Annotated in this window: 19 protein-coding genes and 1 pseudogene; 13 read left to right on the top strand and 7 right to left on the bottom strand. The window is 56.5% G+C overall.

Annotation, left to right across the window (positions count from 1 at the left end; translation table 11 throughout):
• Nucleotides 1-53 precede the first annotated feature (53 nt).
• The 5 genes from QE408_RS05820 (at nucleotide 54) to QE408_RS05800 (ending at nucleotide 6,380) form a co-directional block, all read left to right on the top strand.
• Nucleotides 54-1,586, top strand: coding sequence for a sugar ABC transporter ATP-binding protein (locus QE408_RS05820; RefSeq protein WP_306929296.1), 1,533 nt, complete (start codon nucleotides 54-56; stop codon nucleotides 1,584-1,586).
• Nucleotides 1,583-2,554: an ABC transporter permease gene (locus tag QE408_RS05815; protein ID WP_306929294.1), complete on the top strand. Its 972-nt coding sequence runs from the start codon at nucleotides 1,583-1,585 to the stop codon at nucleotides 2,552-2,554. The genes QE408_RS05820 and QE408_RS05815 overlap by 4 nt, the downstream gene beginning before the upstream one ends.
• 81 nt (nucleotides 2,555-2,635) lie before the next feature.
• The gene (locus tag QE408_RS05810) at nucleotides 2,636-3,976 is read left to right on the top strand and encodes a hydantoinase/oxoprolinase family protein (RefSeq protein WP_306929291.1); all 1,341 of its coding nucleotides are present in this window, start codon (nucleotides 2,636-2,638) and stop codon (nucleotides 3,974-3,976) included.
• A 43-nt stretch (nucleotides 3,977-4,019) separates the two neighbouring features.
• On the top strand, nucleotides 4,020-4,706 hold the full coding sequence (locus QE408_RS05805) for a hydantoinase/oxoprolinase family protein (protein WP_306929289.1): 687 nt from the start codon (nucleotides 4,020-4,022) through the stop codon (nucleotides 4,704-4,706).
• A gap of 3 nt (nucleotides 4,707-4,709) precedes the next feature.
• Complete coding sequence (locus QE408_RS05800) at nucleotides 4,710-6,380, top strand: hydantoinase B/oxoprolinase family protein (protein WP_306929287.1); 1,671 nt, start codon at nucleotides 4,710-4,712, stop codon at nucleotides 6,378-6,380.
• Here the strand turns inward: QE408_RS05800 and QE408_RS22940 are convergent.
• The 6 genes and pseudogenes from QE408_RS22940 to QE408_RS05775 form a co-directional block, all read right to left on the bottom strand.
• Nucleotides 6,359-6,502: a hypothetical protein gene (locus QE408_RS22940; RefSeq protein WP_373465512.1), complete on the bottom strand. Its 144-nt coding sequence runs from the start codon at nucleotides 6,500-6,502 to the stop codon at nucleotides 6,359-6,361. The two genes, QE408_RS05800 and QE408_RS22940, sit on opposite strands and share 22 nt — an antisense overlap.
• A 14-nt stretch (nucleotides 6,503-6,516) precedes the next feature.
• A pseudogene (locus tag QE408_RS05795) lies at nucleotides 6,517-6,807 on the bottom strand (integrase core domain-containing protein); the annotation flags it as partial.
• A 477-nt stretch (nucleotides 6,808-7,284) separates the two neighbouring features.
• Nucleotides 7,285-8,550, bottom strand: a complete 1,266-nt coding sequence (locus QE408_RS05790) for a cysteine desulfurase-like protein (protein WP_306929285.1) — start codon at nucleotides 8,548-8,550, stop codon at nucleotides 7,285-7,287.
• Nucleotides 8,551-8,573: 23 nt separating this feature from the next.
• Nucleotides 8,574-9,323, bottom strand: coding sequence for an amino acid ABC transporter ATP-binding protein (locus QE408_RS05785; protein WP_306929283.1), 750 nt, complete (start codon nucleotides 9,321-9,323; stop codon nucleotides 8,574-8,576).
• Entirely contained in the window at nucleotides 9,320-9,994 is a 675-nt protein-coding gene (locus QE408_RS05780) for an amino acid ABC transporter permease (protein WP_306929281.1), read from the bottom strand. Before QE408_RS05780 ends, QE408_RS05785 begins: the two co-directional genes overlap by 4 nt.
• A 57-nt stretch (nucleotides 9,995-10,051) precedes the next feature.
• Nucleotides 10,052-10,840, bottom strand: a complete 789-nt coding sequence (locus QE408_RS05775; RefSeq protein WP_306930219.1) for a basic amino acid ABC transporter substrate-binding protein — start codon at nucleotides 10,838-10,840, stop codon at nucleotides 10,052-10,054.
• 157 nt (nucleotides 10,841-10,997) lie between these two features.
• Between QE408_RS05775 and QE408_RS05770 the strand changes: the two genes are divergently transcribed.
• On the top strand, nucleotides 10,998-11,696 hold the full coding sequence (locus tag QE408_RS05770; protein ID WP_306929279.1) for a FadR/GntR family transcriptional regulator: 699 nt from the start codon (nucleotides 10,998-11,000) through the stop codon (nucleotides 11,694-11,696).
• 202 nt (nucleotides 11,697-11,898) lie between these two features.
• Nucleotides 11,899-12,195: a PRC-barrel domain-containing protein gene (locus QE408_RS05765; protein ID WP_306929277.1), complete on the top strand. Its 297-nt coding sequence runs from the start codon at nucleotides 11,899-11,901 to the stop codon at nucleotides 12,193-12,195.
• A 203-nt stretch (nucleotides 12,196-12,398) separates the two neighbouring features.
• Here the strand turns inward: QE408_RS05765 and QE408_RS05760 are convergent, their stop codons facing one another.
• Nucleotides 12,399-12,653: a hypothetical protein gene (locus QE408_RS05760; protein ID WP_306929276.1), complete on the bottom strand. Its 255-nt coding sequence runs from the start codon at nucleotides 12,651-12,653 to the stop codon at nucleotides 12,399-12,401.
• A gap of 308 nt (nucleotides 12,654-12,961) precedes the next feature.
• Here QE408_RS05760 and QE408_RS05755 point away from each other — a divergent pair, with 308 nt between their 5' ends.
• The 6 genes from QE408_RS05755 (at nucleotide 12,962) to QE408_RS05730 (ending at nucleotide 18,103) form a co-directional block, all read left to right on the top strand.
• Nucleotides 12,962-13,432, top strand: coding sequence for a heme-degrading domain-containing protein (locus tag QE408_RS05755; protein WP_306929274.1), 471 nt, complete (start codon nucleotides 12,962-12,964; stop codon nucleotides 13,430-13,432).
• A gap of 144 nt (nucleotides 13,433-13,576) precedes the next feature.
• Nucleotides 13,577-14,413 carry a transporter substrate-binding domain-containing protein gene (locus QE408_RS05750; protein ID WP_306929272.1) on the top strand — a complete coding sequence of 279 codons (837 nt, stop codon included), beginning with the start codon at nucleotides 13,577-13,579 and terminating at the stop codon, nucleotides 14,411-14,413.
• Between the two features lie 23 nt (nucleotides 14,414-14,436).
• Complete coding sequence (locus QE408_RS05745; protein ID WP_306929270.1) at nucleotides 14,437-15,183, top strand: amino acid ABC transporter permease; 747 nt, start codon at nucleotides 14,437-14,439, stop codon at nucleotides 15,181-15,183.
• Between the two features lie 65 nt (nucleotides 15,184-15,248).
• The gene (locus QE408_RS05740) at nucleotides 15,249-15,962 is read left to right on the top strand and encodes an amino acid ABC transporter permease (RefSeq protein WP_306930218.1); all 714 of its coding nucleotides are present in this window, start codon (nucleotides 15,249-15,251) and stop codon (nucleotides 15,960-15,962) included.
• A 12-nt stretch (nucleotides 15,963-15,974) separates the two neighbouring features.
• The gene (locus QE408_RS05735) at nucleotides 15,975-16,760 is read left to right on the top strand and encodes an amino acid ABC transporter ATP-binding protein (protein ID WP_306929269.1); all 786 of its coding nucleotides are present in this window, start codon (nucleotides 15,975-15,977) and stop codon (nucleotides 16,758-16,760) included.
• A gap of 2 nt (nucleotides 16,761-16,762) precedes the next feature.
• The gene (locus tag QE408_RS05730; protein ID WP_306929268.1) at nucleotides 16,763-18,103 is read left to right on the top strand and encodes an MmgE/PrpD family protein; all 1,341 of its coding nucleotides are present in this window, start codon (nucleotides 16,763-16,765) and stop codon (nucleotides 18,101-18,103) included.
• Nucleotides 18,104-18,109 lie beyond the last annotated feature (6 nt).

Raw genomic sequence — 18,109 nt, 5'->3', positions numbered from 1 at the left:
GCGCGGCAGACTGGCCGCGCCAATTTTTTGACGCTTGGTAGAAGAGAACAGCCATGAAGGAACGCGAACTTGCAGTTCGCGTCGAGGCCGTTGCCAAAAGCTTCGGCGGAACGCGTATTCTCAACGATATCCATATCGACTTCCGTGTTGGGGAAGTGCATGCGCTTGTCGGTGAAAACGGTGCCGGCAAGTCAAGTGTCGGTAAAATCATTGGTGGATATTACTCGGCAGACGAAGGCGAAGTTTTTGTCTTCGGCGAGAAGGTCACCAAATATTCCCCGCGCGAGGCGCTGTCTCGGGGCGTCGCTATGATCCATCAAGAACTCCAGCTTGTCCCGGAGATGACGGTTGTTCAGAACGTCTTTCTCGGGCAGGAAAAGAGTCGAGGCGGGCTGCTGATCGGTGGTGACCTTGCACGTTTTCATTCTCTTGAGAAGACATGTGACTTCGGTCTCGACCCTAACGTGAAGGTGGCCGAGCTTCGTATCGCAGACCGTCAGAAAGTGGAGATCATGCGGGCCATTGCCCGCGACGCGCGCGTCATCATCATGGATGAGCCAACGTCCTCTCTGACCGAAGACGAGGCGCGACGACTCCATCAGTTGATAGCGCGCCTGAAAAGTCGCGGTGTTACCGTCATCTACGTCAGTCATTTTCTCGATCATATTATTGCTAACTGCGACCGCGTAACCATTATGCGCGACGGGAATGTCGTGAGGACGGCTGACATCGATGGGGAAACCAAGCAGAGTCTCGTGGACGGGATGCTGGGTGCAGCCTCGGAAATCATCTGGCCTGCCCTGCCCGCCCTGCCGGCACAGCAAACCCAGCCGGTCGCCGAGTTGAGAAACGTCCGTACTCGCGCAGGGCTTCAGGACATTTCGATGCAGATCCGACCAGGGGAGATCGTCGGTCTGATCGGTCTCGTCGGCTCCGGCCGAACTGAGGTGGCCCGCGCGCTCTTCGGTGCGGACGAAATCATCTCTGGTGATTATTTTATCGAGGGAAAAGCGCAGGTGCGCCTGAACGTTCGCAAAGCGGTTCAGCAGGGCGTGGCGCTGGTGCCGGAAGACCGCCGCAAGCAGGGTCTGGTTCTTACGCAAACGACACGGCCAAATATAAGCCTGGCGACGCTGGACAGGATTAACACACTCGGTTTTCTCCGGACTGGCCGCGAACGTGCACGCGTTGAAGAGATGATCCGCCATTTTGGCATTGTCCCTGCGAAGATCGACGGAGACGTCGCCTTTTATTCGGGCGGGAACCAGCAGAAGGTGCTTCTGTCGAAATGGGCGGTCGCCCGTCCAAAGCTGTTAATCCTTGATGAGCCCAGCCGCGGCGTGGACATAGGAGCGCGCCAACGCATTCACGAGTTCATCGTTGAAATAGCACGCGAGGGTGCTGCCGTGCTGCTCATCTCTTCCGAGTTGGAAGAGGTTATCAATCTTTCCCATCGCGGATATCTGATGAGCGAGGGGCGGATCTTTGCCGAAGAAGATTGCCGCACTTTGACAGTCGAGACTGCGCTCAAGCGCATCTTCGAAATCCAGAGCCGCAAAAACCCATCCGAGGAAAAGGTTCAATGAACGACTCTCGCACCATTGCCGCAAAGAAACACGGCAAGATCTTCGATCCCATCGCTATCGTCCGAGAGTACGGCGTTCTCATTATTATTGCGCTGCTTCTCATCGTGCTGACCTTCGCTTCGAACAGCTTTTTGACACCGCGTAACCTGTTGAATATCGTCAATCAGAGCGCGCCGCTGATGATCATCGCCTGCGCTTTGACGCTGGTCATCATCGGGGGCGGCTTCGATCTCGCAACAGGTGCGATCTTCGGTGTGGCGGCTGTTTCGGCAGGCTGGATCGCCACGAATATCGATCCCTATCTTGCGATCATTTCGGGACCATTGATTGGCCTTATGCTCGGAACGCTCAACGGGCTGATCATTACGACCTTTAATGTCCATTCTTTCCTCGTCACACTGGCAACGAGCCTTGTTTACCGTGGCATTGCGATTTTGATTACGGGCGGCTCGCTCATCCCGGTTCGGATCGAGCAATTTTCATGGCTTGGCCGCGGTCGCATCGGAATGGTCAACATTGCGGTGATCGTACTGGTTGTATTTATGATAGCGATGATGGTGCTCCTCAATCGCACGACTTTCGGCCGGCGGGTCTTCGCAGTTGGCGGAAACGAGGAGGCGGCAATCCTTTCAGGGATTCGGACAAATCTGGTCAAGACGATTACATTCGCAATCAGCGGTGCGGCGGCGGGCCTTGCAGGTGTCATTACCGTGTCACGTCTTTCTATGGCCGAACCGCAGGCAGGTGCAGGTTTTGAGCTGGAGGCAATTGCCGCCGTCATCCTTGGCGGAACCGCAATCAGCGGCGGTGCGGGCGCGATCTGGCGCTCTGTGGCTGGCGTGCTCTTGATGGCTCTGATCGGCAACGGTTTCAACATTCTCAATGTCAATCCGTTTTTCAAGGATCTTACGACGGGTGTGATCATCGTGATTGCAGTGGCGCTGGCCGCGTCCAAACCCCGCCGCTGACGGAGTTTGTACGTTTACGCGCGCGCTGCGGAGTCAGAAGCGCTTCGGACATGCATTGAAAAGACTATGAGAAGGTAAGTCATGACTGAAAAAATCATTCGCGTCTCGACGGATGTAGGAGGCACGTTTACGGACCTTGTGTATTTCGAAACTGATCCTGGGACCGGCCTTCAAACGGTGCGAACGGAAAAATCGGACACCACGCCGCCTGACTTCGAAATGGGCGTGTTGAACGTGCTTCAAAAGGCAGACGTTGATATTACCCGGGTGGATTTCTTCGCTCACGGAACGACAGTGGTCATCAACGCACTCACGGAGCGAAAGGGCGCGAAGGTTGGCCTCATCACGACGAAAGGTTTCCGCGACGCGCTGGAGATCGGGCGCGGAAACCGCCCCGATTTCTTTAACCTGATGTATCAGAAACCAGCTCCGTTCGTTCCCCGGCACCTGCGGCTGGAAGTTCCTGGGCGGATAAATTATCAAGGCCAGGAAACAACTCCCCTCGACCTCTCAGAGCTTGGCGCCATTGTAGACGCCTTCAAGGCTGCGGCTGTTGAAGCAGTCGCGGTTTGCCTGCTTCATGCCTACGCCAACCCTGCCCATGAAACGGCAGTCCTGGAAGCGCTGCGCACTCTTTGGCCGGAGGTTTCGGCGGTGGCCTCGCATCAGATCACCCGCGAATGGCGTGAATATGAACGCACCAATACGACCGTTTTGTCAGCGTATGTTCAGCCGAAAGCGGCCCGTTACCTCGAAAAGCTGGAGGTTGGGCTCAAGGACAAGGGATATCGGGGCAATCTCTTCATCATGCAATCGAACTGCGGTGTGGATTCCGTTGAAGCGGTGAAGGCTATCCCGATTACGATGGTCGAAAGCGGTCCGGCCTCGGGCTTCTGGGGGGCTGCGGAATTGGGCCGCATCATCGGCGAACCTAACGTGCTCGCCCTTGATATTGGCGGCACGACGGCGAAGTGCTCCCTTATCGAGAACGGTCAGGTCAAGATCAAAACCGATTACTGGATCGAACGTAACCGCACGTCTGCGGGTTATCCGATCATGGTTCCGGTGGTCGATCTGGTTGAGATCGGCAACGGCGGTGGCTCCATCGCATGGGTAGATGATTTTGACAAATTGCATGTCGGACCGCAATCGGCCGGTGCGTCACCGGGCCCGGCTGCCTATGGGCGGGGAGGTATGAATGCCACGACGACGGACGCCAATCTCGTCCTCGGTCGCATCAATCCAGACTACTTCTGTGGCGGTTCGGTTGTCGCTGATATCAGTGCCCTGAACGCGGCCATGACCCCTCTTGCCGAGAGGCTCGGGACAAGTATCAAGGATGTCGCGCGCGGGATTGTGCGTATCGCCAACTCGAATATGGTGAATGCGCTCAAGCTCGTCTCCGGTCAACCGCGGTTTTGATCCACGCGACTTTACCCTCATCGCTTTTGGTGGTGGAGGTGCAATGCACGCGGTCGCTCTCGGACAGGAGCTCAACGTTCGGAAAGTCGTCATTCCTCGTGGTGCGTCTGTCTTTTCGGCATGGGGCATGATGATGAGTGACCTGCGCCGCGATTACTTCGTCACTCAGTTGATTGATGAAAAGGACTATCAGTCACTCGACATATTGCTTTCACGCACGATGGAACTGGCGAGAGCGGAATTCCTTCGTGAGGGCGTCGGCGCCGACAAGATCAGCATGCGTCCGCTGGTTCGATGCCGTTATCAGAATCAGGAATTTGCCGTGGAAGTGCCGATTTCCGCGGGCCGTATCGGACCGGAAGAAGCCGCACAGGTGGCCGATGATTTCCATGAGATTTATCAGCGTGAGTATACTTATCGTCTTGATGCAGGCGTTGAAATCATAGGACTTCATCTGATCGCGTCGAGCGAAGTTGGCAAGCTTGAACTTGTGAGACTGTCAAGGAACGAAGCCGACATCGATAGTGCGATCAAAGGCCGTCGTTTGGTGGACTATGCGACCGAAGGCGAACATGAGGCAACCATCTATGACGCGACCAAGCTGGAGCCGGGCATGATGTTCAAGGGGCCTGCTATCGTAGAGGATCCGGGTACGACGATCGTGATCCATCCGGGCAATACCGTTTTCATCGATGACTTCGGCAACACGCATATCAACATCCGGAATTGAATCATGACCGAAACACAGCAAAAAGAGTTCGATCCCGTTACCTTCGATATCATCCAGAATGCCCTCGAAGCGGTCGCCAATGAGATGTTCGTGGCTCAGCGCAAGACATCGATGAGCGCCATCATTTACGAAGTGCTAGATCTTTCTTCCGGCGTGCTCGACAAGCACGGGCAGGTGGCTGCATCGGGTGCTGGCATACCGGCCTTCATTGGCGTACTCGACAAGGCGATTGCGGGTATTCTGAAAAAATTCAAGCCAGAGGAGATTAGGCCGGGAGATCTCTTTGCATCCAACGATCCCTATTACGGCGGTGTGACGCATCTGAACGACATGGTGCTCGCCTTGCCTGTTTTCCATGACGAGCATCTGGTGGCCTGGGTCGCCAATATCGCGCATTGGAACGATGTCGGCGGTAACGTCCCCGGATCCATGTCCTCAGAAGCGACCGAAATTTTCCAAGAGGGTATTCGTATCCCCGCGGTGAAGCTGTTCGATGAGGCCCGCCCCAATCAGGCGGTGTTCGATATTCTTTATGTCAACACACGCCTCCCGGATTTTTTGCGTGGTGATCTCTGGGCCGGTATCGCTGGCCTGCGTATCGGTGAGCGTCGAATTCTGGAGCTGGTCGAGAAATACGGTACCGAGACGTTCGAGGCCGCCGTTGCAGATTTCATGGATTTCGGTGAACGACGGGCGCGGGCCGCGCTGAAGACAATCCCCAATGGCAGCTATAGCTTCGAAGAGGAGCAGGACACCGGAGCGATTCACAAAGTGACGCTCACCATCTCCGACGAGGAATTTGTGGTCGATCTTCAGGACAATCCATTACAGAAGGGATCGTCGAATTCGAGCCGTGAAGGTACCGAAATCGCCATACAGCTGGCGTTCAAGTCGTTCACAGATCCCGAAGCTCCCGGGAATGGCGGTTTTTTCCGTCCGCTGAAAGTGTTGACCAAGCCGGGTACGATTTTTCATGTTCAAGAGCCTGGCGCACTGGGGTACTATTCCGAGGTCGAGATCCGGCTCTTCGATATGGTTCTAAGAGCGCTGGCCGCCCACTTCCCAGGCGCCGTTCCGGCTGGAAATTTCGCATCGATTTGCGGCACCGTTGTGGGAGGGCCACATCCTGTTACCGGCCGCCACTATACGATTGTAGAGCCACAAGTTGGAGGTTGGGGCGCATGGGAGGGCGCTGACGGCCCAAGCGGGCAGTTTTCCGGCTTCCATGGGGAAACCTTCAATTGCCCTGCAGAGGTGGCGGAGGCGCGCTATGGCCTCAGCGTCGACCAGGCGACGCTCAATGCGGAACCCGGAGGTGAGGGACAGTGGCGTGGGGGCAAAGGCATCGACGTGCATTATCGCGTTCTCGCTGACAATAACTTCCTTTCTGTCGGGTACACACGCTCACGCATTCCGCCGTGGGGTGTAGCTGGGGGGCTGGACGGTTCGACGAACTATGTGGAGGTTCGGCGCGCAAATGGCTCAAAGGAACGTTACGCTTTTGCCACGAATGTTGCCGTCAACAGGGATGACGTCATTCGAGTCGTGACCGCGAACGGTGGCGGCTTTGGAGATCCGAAATTGCGTGACCCGGTATCTGTAGCAGCAGATATCAGGGATGGATATGTAACCCCGGAGCGGGCGACAGCCGTTTACGGAGTTACCACAGAATAAGTGCCGGCGGCGCGGCGATCTCGATCCATGTGGCTTGTTAGGCTCACGTCGCGCTTGACCATATCAGGTACTATCTGGAGGATGTAACACATACTGATGAAGCCAAAGCCCGCATCGTCAATTACGATGCGGATACCTAGATATTTAGTCCAGGCCGTTGATGGAGCGGATTGAGGCTGAACCTTTCTGGCTCCGAAATCCAGACTTTGCAGATCTATTCGTAAGATGTGAGGCCTCTAAGTGTCTTCAGCCGGCGGCCGAAATTGTAGACATCGACAAACTCGCTCAAGTGCCTGCGAAGTTGATTCTGGTCGTCGTGGTGGAAGTGTTTTACCGTCGCATCCCTGATGGTGCGGTTCATCCACTCGGCCTGGCTATTCGTCCATAGGTGGCGAGGTTTAGTCAGGCGGTGCTCGATGTCGAGATCAGCGGGGGCCAGTTCAAATGAATGAATGCGAAGTGGCACGTTGTCACGGCACATAATCTTTGTATCTTATGGGTCAACCGAGGACGATGCCTTAAGTCATACGTCAGGATTGCATTCACGCCTCCGATGCAATCAGATCCGTATCATCGACGCAGGCGCTTATGCGGTGATACTCGGAGAACGGCGACGAAGGAGACACCTCCATTCGGAGCGCTTCGTTACAACCTGCGCTTCTTAGTCGTCCCCCAATGACAACGCCTTGCCCGACGGCTGATCGAGGTGGACGTGGCTGGCTATCCCTCCCGGCGACACGAAAAGGTCCGTGGCGTCGATGATCTCCACTGCATCATCAAGTCCGCTCGAAAGGGTAGCGATCTTTCCGTCGAGGATACCGATGTCACAGACAAAGGTATCGCTAGCGGTGTCCACTATTCCGTTGCAGATGATTGTTCGAAGCGCATCAAGACCTTCCTTTTCTCAACTCGCTTTTGCAAAACCTGTTTCGCCGGAAAGAATTTGGTCAAGAGCCTGCGTGAAGCGATCGACTTCTTCTAAAGTATTGTAGTGCACCATAGAAACTCTGAGCATCCCACCATGGTCGGTGAGCCCGAGATACTCGGCCAACCGACGCGAGTGAAAGTCGCCGAACCGCATCGCGATCTTGTGCTCATCCATCGCCCTGCATATCTCGGCTGCGTCCCGGCCATCGAAGCGGAAGGCAATCGTAGGAACGCGGGAACTGTCTCCATTATGACTCTGCCCCACGATCTGGCAGTCATTTCGTGAGCGCAGGTAGGACAACAGCCTCTCGGTCAGTGCATCTTCCTGCGCAGTGATTGCACTGAACGCTGTCGCGATACGACTGCGAACGCTGCCTGTGTCGCCCGCCTGTTCCCCAAGCTTCGTGAGATAGTCAACGATGCCACAGGTGGAAAAGGCAAGCTCGTAATTGGGATTGCCGGGTTCAAGCTTCCCCGGAACTTTGTCCTTGCCGTAGAAGTAGTGGTACAGCGTATCGAGCTCGAGGAGATAATCGTATTTCCCATACATGAGCGCGTAATGAGGACCGTACGTCTTGTAGAGACTGAAGACGTAGTAATCCGCATCAAATTCCTGCACGTCAACGAGACGGTGGGGTGCGTACGCTACGGCATCCACACATAGCCGGGCACCGCGCGCATGAACGAAGTCGGCGATCTCGCGCACCGGGTTGATCGATCCAAGAATGTTCGAGACATGCGTTACACAGACAAGTCTGGTGCGCTCCGACATCAGGGGTTGAAGATCTGCCAGATCAAGGGTCAAAGTCTCCTTGTTGAGCGGCCAGAACTTGATTATGACACCGGCCGATTTCAAGCGATCCCAAGGCCCGATATTCGATTCATGGTCGCTCACGGTTACGATGATTTCGTCGCCGGGACTAAGCTGGCTTTGCATGGCGCGCGCCAGATTCTGCAAAAGCGCCGTTGTCGAATTTCCAAAGATGATTTCTTCGGGCCTCTTCGCGTTGACGAGGTGCATGGCTGCGGTACGCGCCTCATACAATGCTTCCGCAGCCTTCTGCGATACCTCATAGGAACCACCGATCTGGACATTGCGCTCGATCAGGAAGCTGTTGATGCGATCGATTGCTCCCTGCAGGATCTGCGAGCCGCCAGCATTGTCGAAAAAGGCCCAGCCTCTTGCCAAACCGGGGAATTGCTTGCGCACGAATTCCATATCGAGCGATGGTTTACTGTTCATCGTGTGTCCTCCACAGACATAGTTCAATGATTGAGTACGGCGCGCAGGAAGCTGCGCGTTCTTTCTTCTTGGGGATTGTCGAATATCTGCTGGGGGGTACCCATCTCGACCAGCTTCCCGCCATCCATGAAGATGACGCGGTCGGCCACCTGCTTGGCAAAGCCCATCTCGTGCGTCACGACGATCATCGTGACACCGGTCCCGGCCAGACGCCGCATGACGTCCAAGACCTCCCCCACCATTTCCGGATCGAGAGCCGACGTCGGCTCATCGAACAGGAGAACCTTCGGCTCCATGGCGAGAGCACGCGCGATGGCCACACGTTGCTGCTGCCCGCCGGATAGCTGTCCCGGATACTTCTCCGCCTGTTCGGAAATCCCAACACGGGCCAAGAGATCTTTTGCCTTCACAGCAGCGTCCGCTTCGCTGAGCCCTCGCACACGCATCGGCGCCAGCATGACGTTTCTGAGCACAGTCATATGCGGGAACAGATTGAAGGACTGGAACACCATTCCGACTTCAGCACGAACTTTCGCAAGGTCCTTGCCGGGACGAACCTTGATCCCATCAACAGTGATGAAGCTGTCAGGCGAGAAAGGCTCCAGATGATTGATGCACCGGATCAAGGTCGACTTTCCGGACCCGGACGGGCCGATAATACAAACGACCTCACCTTCGGCGATGTCGAGATCGATGCCGTGTAGCACGGTATAGGTGCCATAAGCCTTGAACAGCTTTTCAACGCGGATCAAATTCTTGGATCGGTCTGTCATCTGCGTCTCCCTGCACCAAACCGCACTTCGAGACGGGAAACGACGGCAACCATGGGCCAGAGCAACAGGACGTAAATGACCGCCGCGCCAATCAAAGGCGTTGGATTGGCACTCAGAGCCTGCGCCTGTGTCGCCTGTTTCAATAGATCCGGCATGGCGACCACCGAGGCCAGCGCGGTATCCTTCAGCACATTGATCGAATTATTGGTCAGCGGCGGGATGACGATCCGGATCGCTTGAGGGAGAATAATGTCCGCCATTGTATGCCGGTTCGATAGTCCCAAAGCCGCCGAGGCCTCGAATTGGCCAACGGGTATGGCCTCGATGCCTGCGCGAAAGATCTCCGCCGTGTAAGCCGCGGAAACAAGCGAGAGCGCGGTGACTGCCGACAAGAAGGGCGACAGCCTTATCCCCACGAATGGCAGAGCGTAGTAGATGACGATGAGAAGAACGAGCAACGGAATGGATCGGAAGACATCCACATAGACACGGATGAGCAGCACGATCGACCGTGGCGCGTAAAGCCTTGCCACAGCAAGGACGAGGCCGCCCACGAGACCCGCGACGATGCTGACAATGCCGATCTGAAGAGTGATGACAAGTCCCCACATCAGTTGCGGAAGGCTCTGAACCAGGACATCGTAATTGAAGAAGGTATTGATGAGATTCATGCCGAAAAGGCTCCCTTAGGCCAGCGGATCGAAGACCCGCTGGCGCCTGCGGCGCTATCAGAGTTTTGGCATGTCCATGACCGTCACGGTCGATGTTTTCTCTTCCGCAGGCGCACCGAACCAGGTCTGGTGCAGCTTGGCCAGAGAGCCGTCCTTCTTCATTTCGGTGATGACGCCATTCACCTGCTCTGCGAGCGGATCGCCCTTGTTGAACATGATGGAGTACTTCTCACCTGTGGGTATACGGGCCACCACCTTCAGTTCCGGCTTGTCCTTGACATAATACAGGAGGGCAGGAATATCGCTGATGTAGCCATCGATGCGGCCCGCGACGAGATCGAGCATGGCGGGAGACAGTCCCTCGAACCGCCGGATGTCGGAGAATTTGTATTCGGCTTTGTTCTTCTCTGCCCACATATCGCCAGTCGAGCCGGTATCAACGCCGACAACCTTGTCGGCCATGTCTTTCAAGCCGGTGATGCCAGACTTTGCCGTGACAGTGAGGGACTGGTCACTATCGTAATAAGGCTGAGCGAAGGATACAGATTCAAGGCGCTTCGGGGTAATGGTGATCGAGGAGATCGCCATATTGATGCGGCCCGATTGAACCGCTGAAAACAGTCCATTGAATGGGGTGTTCACAAACTCGACCGACTTGCCGAGTCGCTTCGCAACCTCGTTGACAAGGTCGACTTCGAATCCAACCACTTTGCCGGAAGCGTCCTGGAATTCCCACGGCACGTTGCCGATATTTGCGCCCACCGTCAAATCGGCGGCGCGCGCTGCCTGCATGCTCATAAGAGCGATACCCGCGGCCAATGACGCGGTTAAAAATCTCGCTGTCATGCGTTTCATCAGTGTTCCCCTTGTTATTTGATACACGATCACACATTGTGGTCTAACTGGTCGGACCAGTTAGACCACACAAGCATGGACTTTCCGTCTTGGCAAGCTGTGATGTTGAAAATAGATGTTGAGTGATGAAGAGAGGGACGCGCGCAGAATGCTGAACAAAACGCTTTTGCCACAAACGGTGGCGCGCGAAATCCAGAACATGATCCAGACCGGTGTGCTGAAGCCCGGCGAGAAAATTCAGTCACAGCGCGAACTGTCAGAACAATTCGGCGTCAGTCGCGCGTCCCTTCGCGAAGCCTTGCTCACCCTTGAAACGCTCGGCATGGTCAAGACAGAGGCAGGACGCGGCACCTTCGTCACCGCGCCAGCAGAGCGCGCCGCTGGACCTGCCGCCAACATGGCGCCGTGGCGCTACTCCCAAAGCTACTCCGCCTTCGATGTCTTCCAGACACGCGCACTTCTTGAGGGCGAAATCGCGAAACTGGCTGCTGGTCGCTTAACGCAGCGCCAACTGGATGAAATGGAGCAGGCAACCGAGACGATGGAGCGGTCTTGGGAGAAACAGGATGTCATCTCCAATGTGGAAGCCGACCTGCAGTTTCACGCGACCATCGTATCCGCCTGCTCGAATGTGATGATGCAGGCGCTGTACCAAACTGTCCGTGAACTGATTACCGAGACCCAACGTCAACCCATTCCCATCACGGATCCAGCGAGAATGAGAAACTCAATCGCCGAGCACCGCCGTGTCATCGAGGCGCTACGTCTCAACGATGGAAACCTGGCGAAGGCAGAAATGGAAACGCACATCCGTAATACAGCCCGATGCGCTGGGCTGGATCCTTAGATGGGTTACCGTAGGTTTCGGTAACGCGCATGAGAGTGGCACATCGCGATAGCAAGTGCCGCGATTTAGACAAGCCACAGCGTCTCTGACGCTCACACCCGAACGCGACAAATCCATTCCCGATATTCCGAGCATATGAATTTCGCTCGGAACAGGAGCGGAATCCATGAGTTATCCTGATCCCAACAACAGGAGAAAGATCATGGGTCACAGCAATCACATCCGCCTCACCGTTGATGAACTGAGACCTTCAGTGCTCGCAGGAGCCACGGTCTACGGAGCAGACGATCACAAGGTCGGGAAGGTTGACCACGTCCATGGTATCGGCACAAACAGCAGCGTCATCATCGATGTCGGCGGCTTTCTCGGCATTGGCGCGAAACCGGTCGCAGTTTCGATTTCCGACCTGGACTTCATGCGCGATGAGGATGGTGACGTACACGCGATAACCTCCTGGACTAAGGATCAGCTCAAGGAGATGCCCGAGCATCGCGACTGATATCTTCAAGAGCCAGAGGTCGTTCGCAGGAACTGCCTCTGGCTTTTGATTGCGTATCGGCGCCTGGTCAGGTGCGTGCTGAAGGCAAAAGCGGCGTTGTAGTATTTCCGATTACAGGACTGGACGATAAGGACATCGTAGACTGGCCTTGAGCGCGTCCTGAAGCGCACTGAGCGTTAACGCCTCCAAACCGCGCCGCCGTCTCACTTCAACTGATCGAGCAGAGCAGAAATCTTGTCGGATTCAGGCAGATGCGGCGCATGTTCGAGTTTCGATTTCTGCCGATAGCTCGGGCTCGTGGCATACCAATCGATGAGTGCGGAGGCGACTTCCTGCGCTCTGCCATCGCTCTTGTCGACACCATTTTCCTCGCACCAGGCGTTCAGGAAGCGGTTGACCTCTTCCAGGTCATCTGACGAGAGGGGAACGGTCGAATAGGATGAAGCATGTGTGTTCACGGCGGCACCAACCAGTCATTATATATGTGATAACTTCCGCATAAATTATTTGGTTCCCATAAGTATTTGCGGCAGCTCATGGTATTGAGAGAATCACGTTGATTGCTGTAGCCATAATCCAAGGCCGTGCGCTTTTTATGGCATGGAGCAACTGAAAATATATGTGCTCCGTCTTGCCCTTTGATGCCAGCAATTGTCAGGATGACGTCTCCAAGGCACCATTGTTTGAAAACGCTTGTCCAACATCCTGTCTCCTCATATTCAGATCAAAGATCTTGAGCGCAAGCTTTGACCCCGGGGATGTCACGATGCAGAATGCCAGACCGACCATCGACAGCGTGAAAGCTGAAGAAGCAGCTCTCCAGATTCCAACATTTCATTATGCCTTTGCCTGGACGCTCGGAAGCTTGATCCGGCAGAAGGCTGCAGAGGGCAATCACCCAGTGGCGATCGAGGTCAGACACGGAAACGATGTGGTCTTTGCGACGCTTCTGCCCGGCGCGACCATCGATAATTTCGGTTGGGCCAGGCGCAAATGCGCCGTCGTACACCGCTTCCACCGCAGTTCGCTTCGCGTGCGGCTCGAGGCTGAAGCCAAAGGCTATGATTTCAATGCGAAGTTCGGTTTACCCGTAACCGACTATGTTGCAAGCGGCGGCGGTTTTCCTCTGATCCTGAAAGGTGGTATCCTGGTCGGATCCGTCGCGGTGAGTGGACTTCCGGATATTGAGGACCACGCCATGATCGTGGAGAGCCTTCGCGAACTCCTGAATGTCTGACGCCGGCCTTACAACTGCGACCATCGTTTCGCGATAAGCCGATCTAAGAGAAGGTTTTTCTGCATTCTTGCTGCATTGAGGAAAGCCGTTCCTCGTGGGATACTGGCGGTTCGCCTATGTTGCCCGGCGAAATAGGAGCCTCCCATGTTCGCCAAAGCCTTTACCAAAGCTGTTTTTGCTCTTTCCATCTCGCTCGCAACGCTAGCGGCGACCCAGGCTTCTGCGGATGCCACGCTCGACCGCATCAAGGGCCGTGGTAAACTAACGGTCGGCGTCATTCTGTCCGGCGCCCCATTTGGCTACATCGATCCCGCCTCTCAGGAGCAGAAGGGCTACAATGTCGATCTTGCCAAGGCCTTGGCAGCAGATCTCGGCGTCGAACTTGAAACCGTCACCGTCACCCCGCCCAACCGCGTCCAGTTCCTGCAGCAAGGCAAGGTCGATATTCTGATCGCCAACATGCAGTATACGGAAGAGCGCGCGAAGATCCTCGATTATGTGCCGACTCCGTATGATCGCGCCGGCGGCGCGGCTGTGGTTCGCAAGGATAGCGGACTGAAGGATTGGGCCGATTTGAAGGGCAAGCCGGTCTGCATTTCGCAGGGCTCCAACTATGCGCAGCCACTGGCGGAACAATATGGCGCCATCGTCAAGGGCTTGCCAAGCCAGCCGGAATCGCTGCTCGCACTCCAGGGCGGCAACTGCGTTGCAGCTGTGCATGTGGGCGCAACCGTCGGCCTGCTGCTTGTGGATCGCGCCGATGAATGGAAAGATTACGCCATCCCCTTCCCCACTGAACTCATCCCTTCCGACTCCGTGATCTGGCTGCGCAAGGGTGAAAGCGACACGCAGACGGCACTCGACAACAGCGTCAAGAAGCTTCACGCGTCCGGCAAGCTGCTTGAAATGGCCAAGGCAAACCGCCTGCTGAACACCAAGTATCTCGAGGAAGAAAAGACAAAGCTTTCTGCCGCGCAGTAAGCGGAGGCCAGCGGTAGCGCTCCATGCAAGACATGAACCTGACCAGCCTGTTCGTCGATCTGACGGGCAGGCTGGGCCTCAATTATGAGTTTCTCCTGACCGGCTATGAAGCGCAGATATGGCGCGACGGCTTTTTGACGACTCTCTATCTCGTCGCCATCACCATTCCGGTCAGCCTGTTCTTCGGTGTCATCTTTGCGGCCTGCCTGACCTCTGGCAGGCCATTGCTCTCTACGCCTGTGCGCGCCTTCGTCGAGCTTACGCGCAACACGCCGACGCTGGTGCAATTGATGTTCAGCTTCCTTGTGCTGAACACCATCGTGTCCAACATGGTCGGGGGTGCGGTAAACAATCCGCTGTCGCCGTTTTTCTGGGTCGTTGCCGTGGTGGGGTTGCATGTCGCAGCCCTGCATGCGGAGGCAATCCGCGGCGGTATAGAGGCGGTTCCTGCATCGATGATCGAAGCTGCGCGTGGCATGGGTTTCAGCCAGTTCGAAATTCTCCGCTATGTCCAGATCCCGCTCGCGCTCCGCTCCTCACTGCCGGCGATCGTCAATGGCCTGATCAGCCTCGTCAAATCGACGACTGTCGGCAACGCGATCGCGGTCAGCGAAATCACCTACGCCTCCATCATGGTCTGGACGCAGCGCGACAATGTGGTCGAACTGATGATCGTGCTGCTCGCCTTCTTCAGCCTGATCAACTTCCTCATTGCCCGCCTCGGCACATGGGTAGAACGCAAGCTGGCAGTTCCGGGGTATGGGCTATGAGTGCAGTCACCTCACAACAAACAGGGTCCGGCGGCGGCATTCTGCGCTATATCGGGTTTGTTGCCATGCCCCTTCTGGTGGTCATCTGGTCGCTCATCGACCCGACACTTGGCGCCGAACTGGTGAAATGGATCCCCTATCTCGCGTCCGGCTTCTGGATGAACATCGTCATCACGTTCTCTGCTGTGACGCTGGGGACCGTGGCGGGTGTTCTTCTCGGGCTCATGCAACTGGCACCACTTTGGCTCATCCGCTGGCCGGCGGCGATCTATGTGCAGATTTTCCGCAACGCGCCGGCACTCGTGCTGATCTTCGCTACCACCTACATCTTTCCCTTCGAGATCGTCGCCTTCGGCCACTACCTGCCCTTCCCCGACTGGATCAAGGCGGTGATCGGCCTTGCTATCCTTGCAAGCGCTTACATTGCGGAGATCACCCGTGGCGCCGTGCTCTCCATTCCCACGACGCAGTGGGAGGCGACCAAGGGGCTCGGCTTCTCAAGGTTACAGGCGCTGCGCTTCGTCATCCTGCCGCAGTGTATCAGGCGATCCCTGCCACCTTGGATGAACGTCGCCTCATCGATTGCCATGGGCACGTCGCTTGCGTCGCTCGTCGGTGTTCACGAACTCATGCACGCCGCGACCGATGCCAGCACCGCCGTGCGCCGGCTGGACTTCACCGTCATCGCCTATGTCGTGGTCATGGCCGCCTTTTTCACGCTTTGCTACCCGCTCTCCCGACTGACACGCCGCCTCGAGCAGCGTTTCAATGCGGGTTGAAGGATTTCGATCATGACCACATCCACCAACACCGCGATCGTGAAACTGGAAGACGTTCATCTCGCATTCGGACAGACCGAGGTTCTAAAAGGCATCGATCTCACCATCAACAAGGGCGATGCCGTCTCGATCATCGGCCCTTCGGGCTCGGGAAAGTCCACGCTGCTTCGCTGCATCAACGCGCTTGTTACGCCGCAGAAGGGCCGCATCACCGTGGCTGGCACGCGGGTGGATGAGCTGACCAAGGAAAGCGAACGCATCGCGCTACGCAAGCGCGTCGGCATCGTTTTCCAACAGTACAATCTCTTCCCGCATCTGACCGTGCTCGACAACATCGTGCTGGCACCGACCCGCATTTTAGGCGCGGATCGTACAGCGACCGTCAAGCTCGCGCGTGAGTTGCTGGAAAAGGTGCGGCTTTCGGAAAAAGCCGATGCCTATCCAGGCCAGTTGTCGGGCGGCCAGCAGCAGCGTGTGGCGATTGCCAGAGCCCTGGCGATGAAGCCGGAGCTGGTGCTCTTCGACGAGGTAACATCGGCGCTCGATCCGGAAACGGTGGGCGAAGTTTTATGGGTCATCCGCGACCTGATCCGCGATGGGATGACCAGCATTCTGGTCACGCATGAGATGCGTTTTGCCGAAGAGATCAGCGATACTGTCATCTTTACGGAAAACGGCCGGGTCGTGGAGCAGGGTTCGCCAAAGCACATTTTCCACGAGTCGCAAAATCCGCGCATCCGTCAATTTGTCGGAGGCCTTTCCGGTGGACGCTCCGTTCGCGATGGCGAGGGCATCTAACCATGTCCAAGGCCATTATCACCACAGCTTTTGCGACGGCGATCAGTAAAGCCGATCCCCGTCAGGATAGCGCGGCCATGGAAGCGGCGCGGATAGCGATTGTCGATTTTCTCGCCTGCGCTATCGCCGGCGCCAATGACCGGACGACGGATATTCTCGCCAAGGCTTTGAGCGCCGATCTTCCGGGCAATACGATCCTGATCGGCCGAGCCGCAAAGACCGATCCTCTTACGGCTGCCATCATCAATGGTTATGCTGGTCATGTGCTGGATTATGACGATGTTCATTCCAGCGTGCGCGGCCATCCGACAACCGTCATTCTGCCAGCTCTCCTGGCATTCGCCGCCGAGCATAGTATCCGGGCAGACGCCCTCATCGCGTCCTACATTGTCGGTCTCGAGGCAATGGCGAGGATCGGGCTGTCCCTTGGCTCCAGGCATTACGAAAACGGCTTCCACGCAACCGCCACACTTGGCCCGATCGGCGTTGCCGCCGCCATCAGCCATCTGACCGGCGCTTCCGTCGAGGAAACGGCAATCGCGCTGGGCCTTGCCGCAACGCAAAGCTCGGGCCTGCGCCTGCAATTCGGCTTCGACGCCAAGCCCTACCATGCCGGTATGGCGGCACGCTCCGGCCTGCTTGCGGCACGGCTGGCGGCGGCCGGCTTCAGCGGCGCGCCCGATTTTCTCGACAATCCAACAGGCTTCTACTCCGCTTACGGCTTTGGTGCCTCTCGTCCGGAACTGGCGACCGAAAACTGGGGCGCTCCATGGCAGATCGTATCACCCGGGCTTACGCTGAAAGCCTACCCCTGCTGCACGGCAAGCCATCCGGTCGCCTCCCTTGGCATCGAACTGCATCGTGAGGGTCTTGCCACAGACCAGGTAGAGGCGATCACCTTTACCTATCCACCCGGCGCGGATGCAGCTCTCGTGGTCACGAAACCGGAAAACGGTATCGAAGCCCGTTTCAGTCCTGAATATGTGTTTGCTGCCGCTCTGCTTGATGGGGCACTGAGGCTCGATCACTTCGATGAAAGACCGGTCGAGGATCGCATCATGGCGCTTGCGCTAAAAGCCAGCCGCCGCCACGACAATACCGCTCCACGCATGTCGAGCGATCCGGCCACGCGCTTCGTGCTTCTGGATATCGCGCGGAAGGATGGCACGACAATCCATCGTCGTTTCGACGGCTTGCCGGGCCTCACCGACCCCGAACAAAAATTCAAGGATGCGACTTTAGGGCGCCCGGCTTTTGCCGATATTCCCGAACTCGTTCGCAGCATGGAAAGCGAAGCCGATCTCGTGCGCCTTCTATCGCTGCTCAACCAGACCTCTCTCTGACGAAAG

Source organism: Agrobacterium larrymoorei, from assembly GCF_030819275.1.
Taxonomy (GTDB): Bacteria; Pseudomonadota; Alphaproteobacteria; order Rhizobiales; family Rhizobiaceae; genus Agrobacterium; species Agrobacterium larrymoorei_B.
Note: the sequence above shows the minus strand (reverse complement) of the source record. Positions and strands in the feature narration are given on the sequence as shown.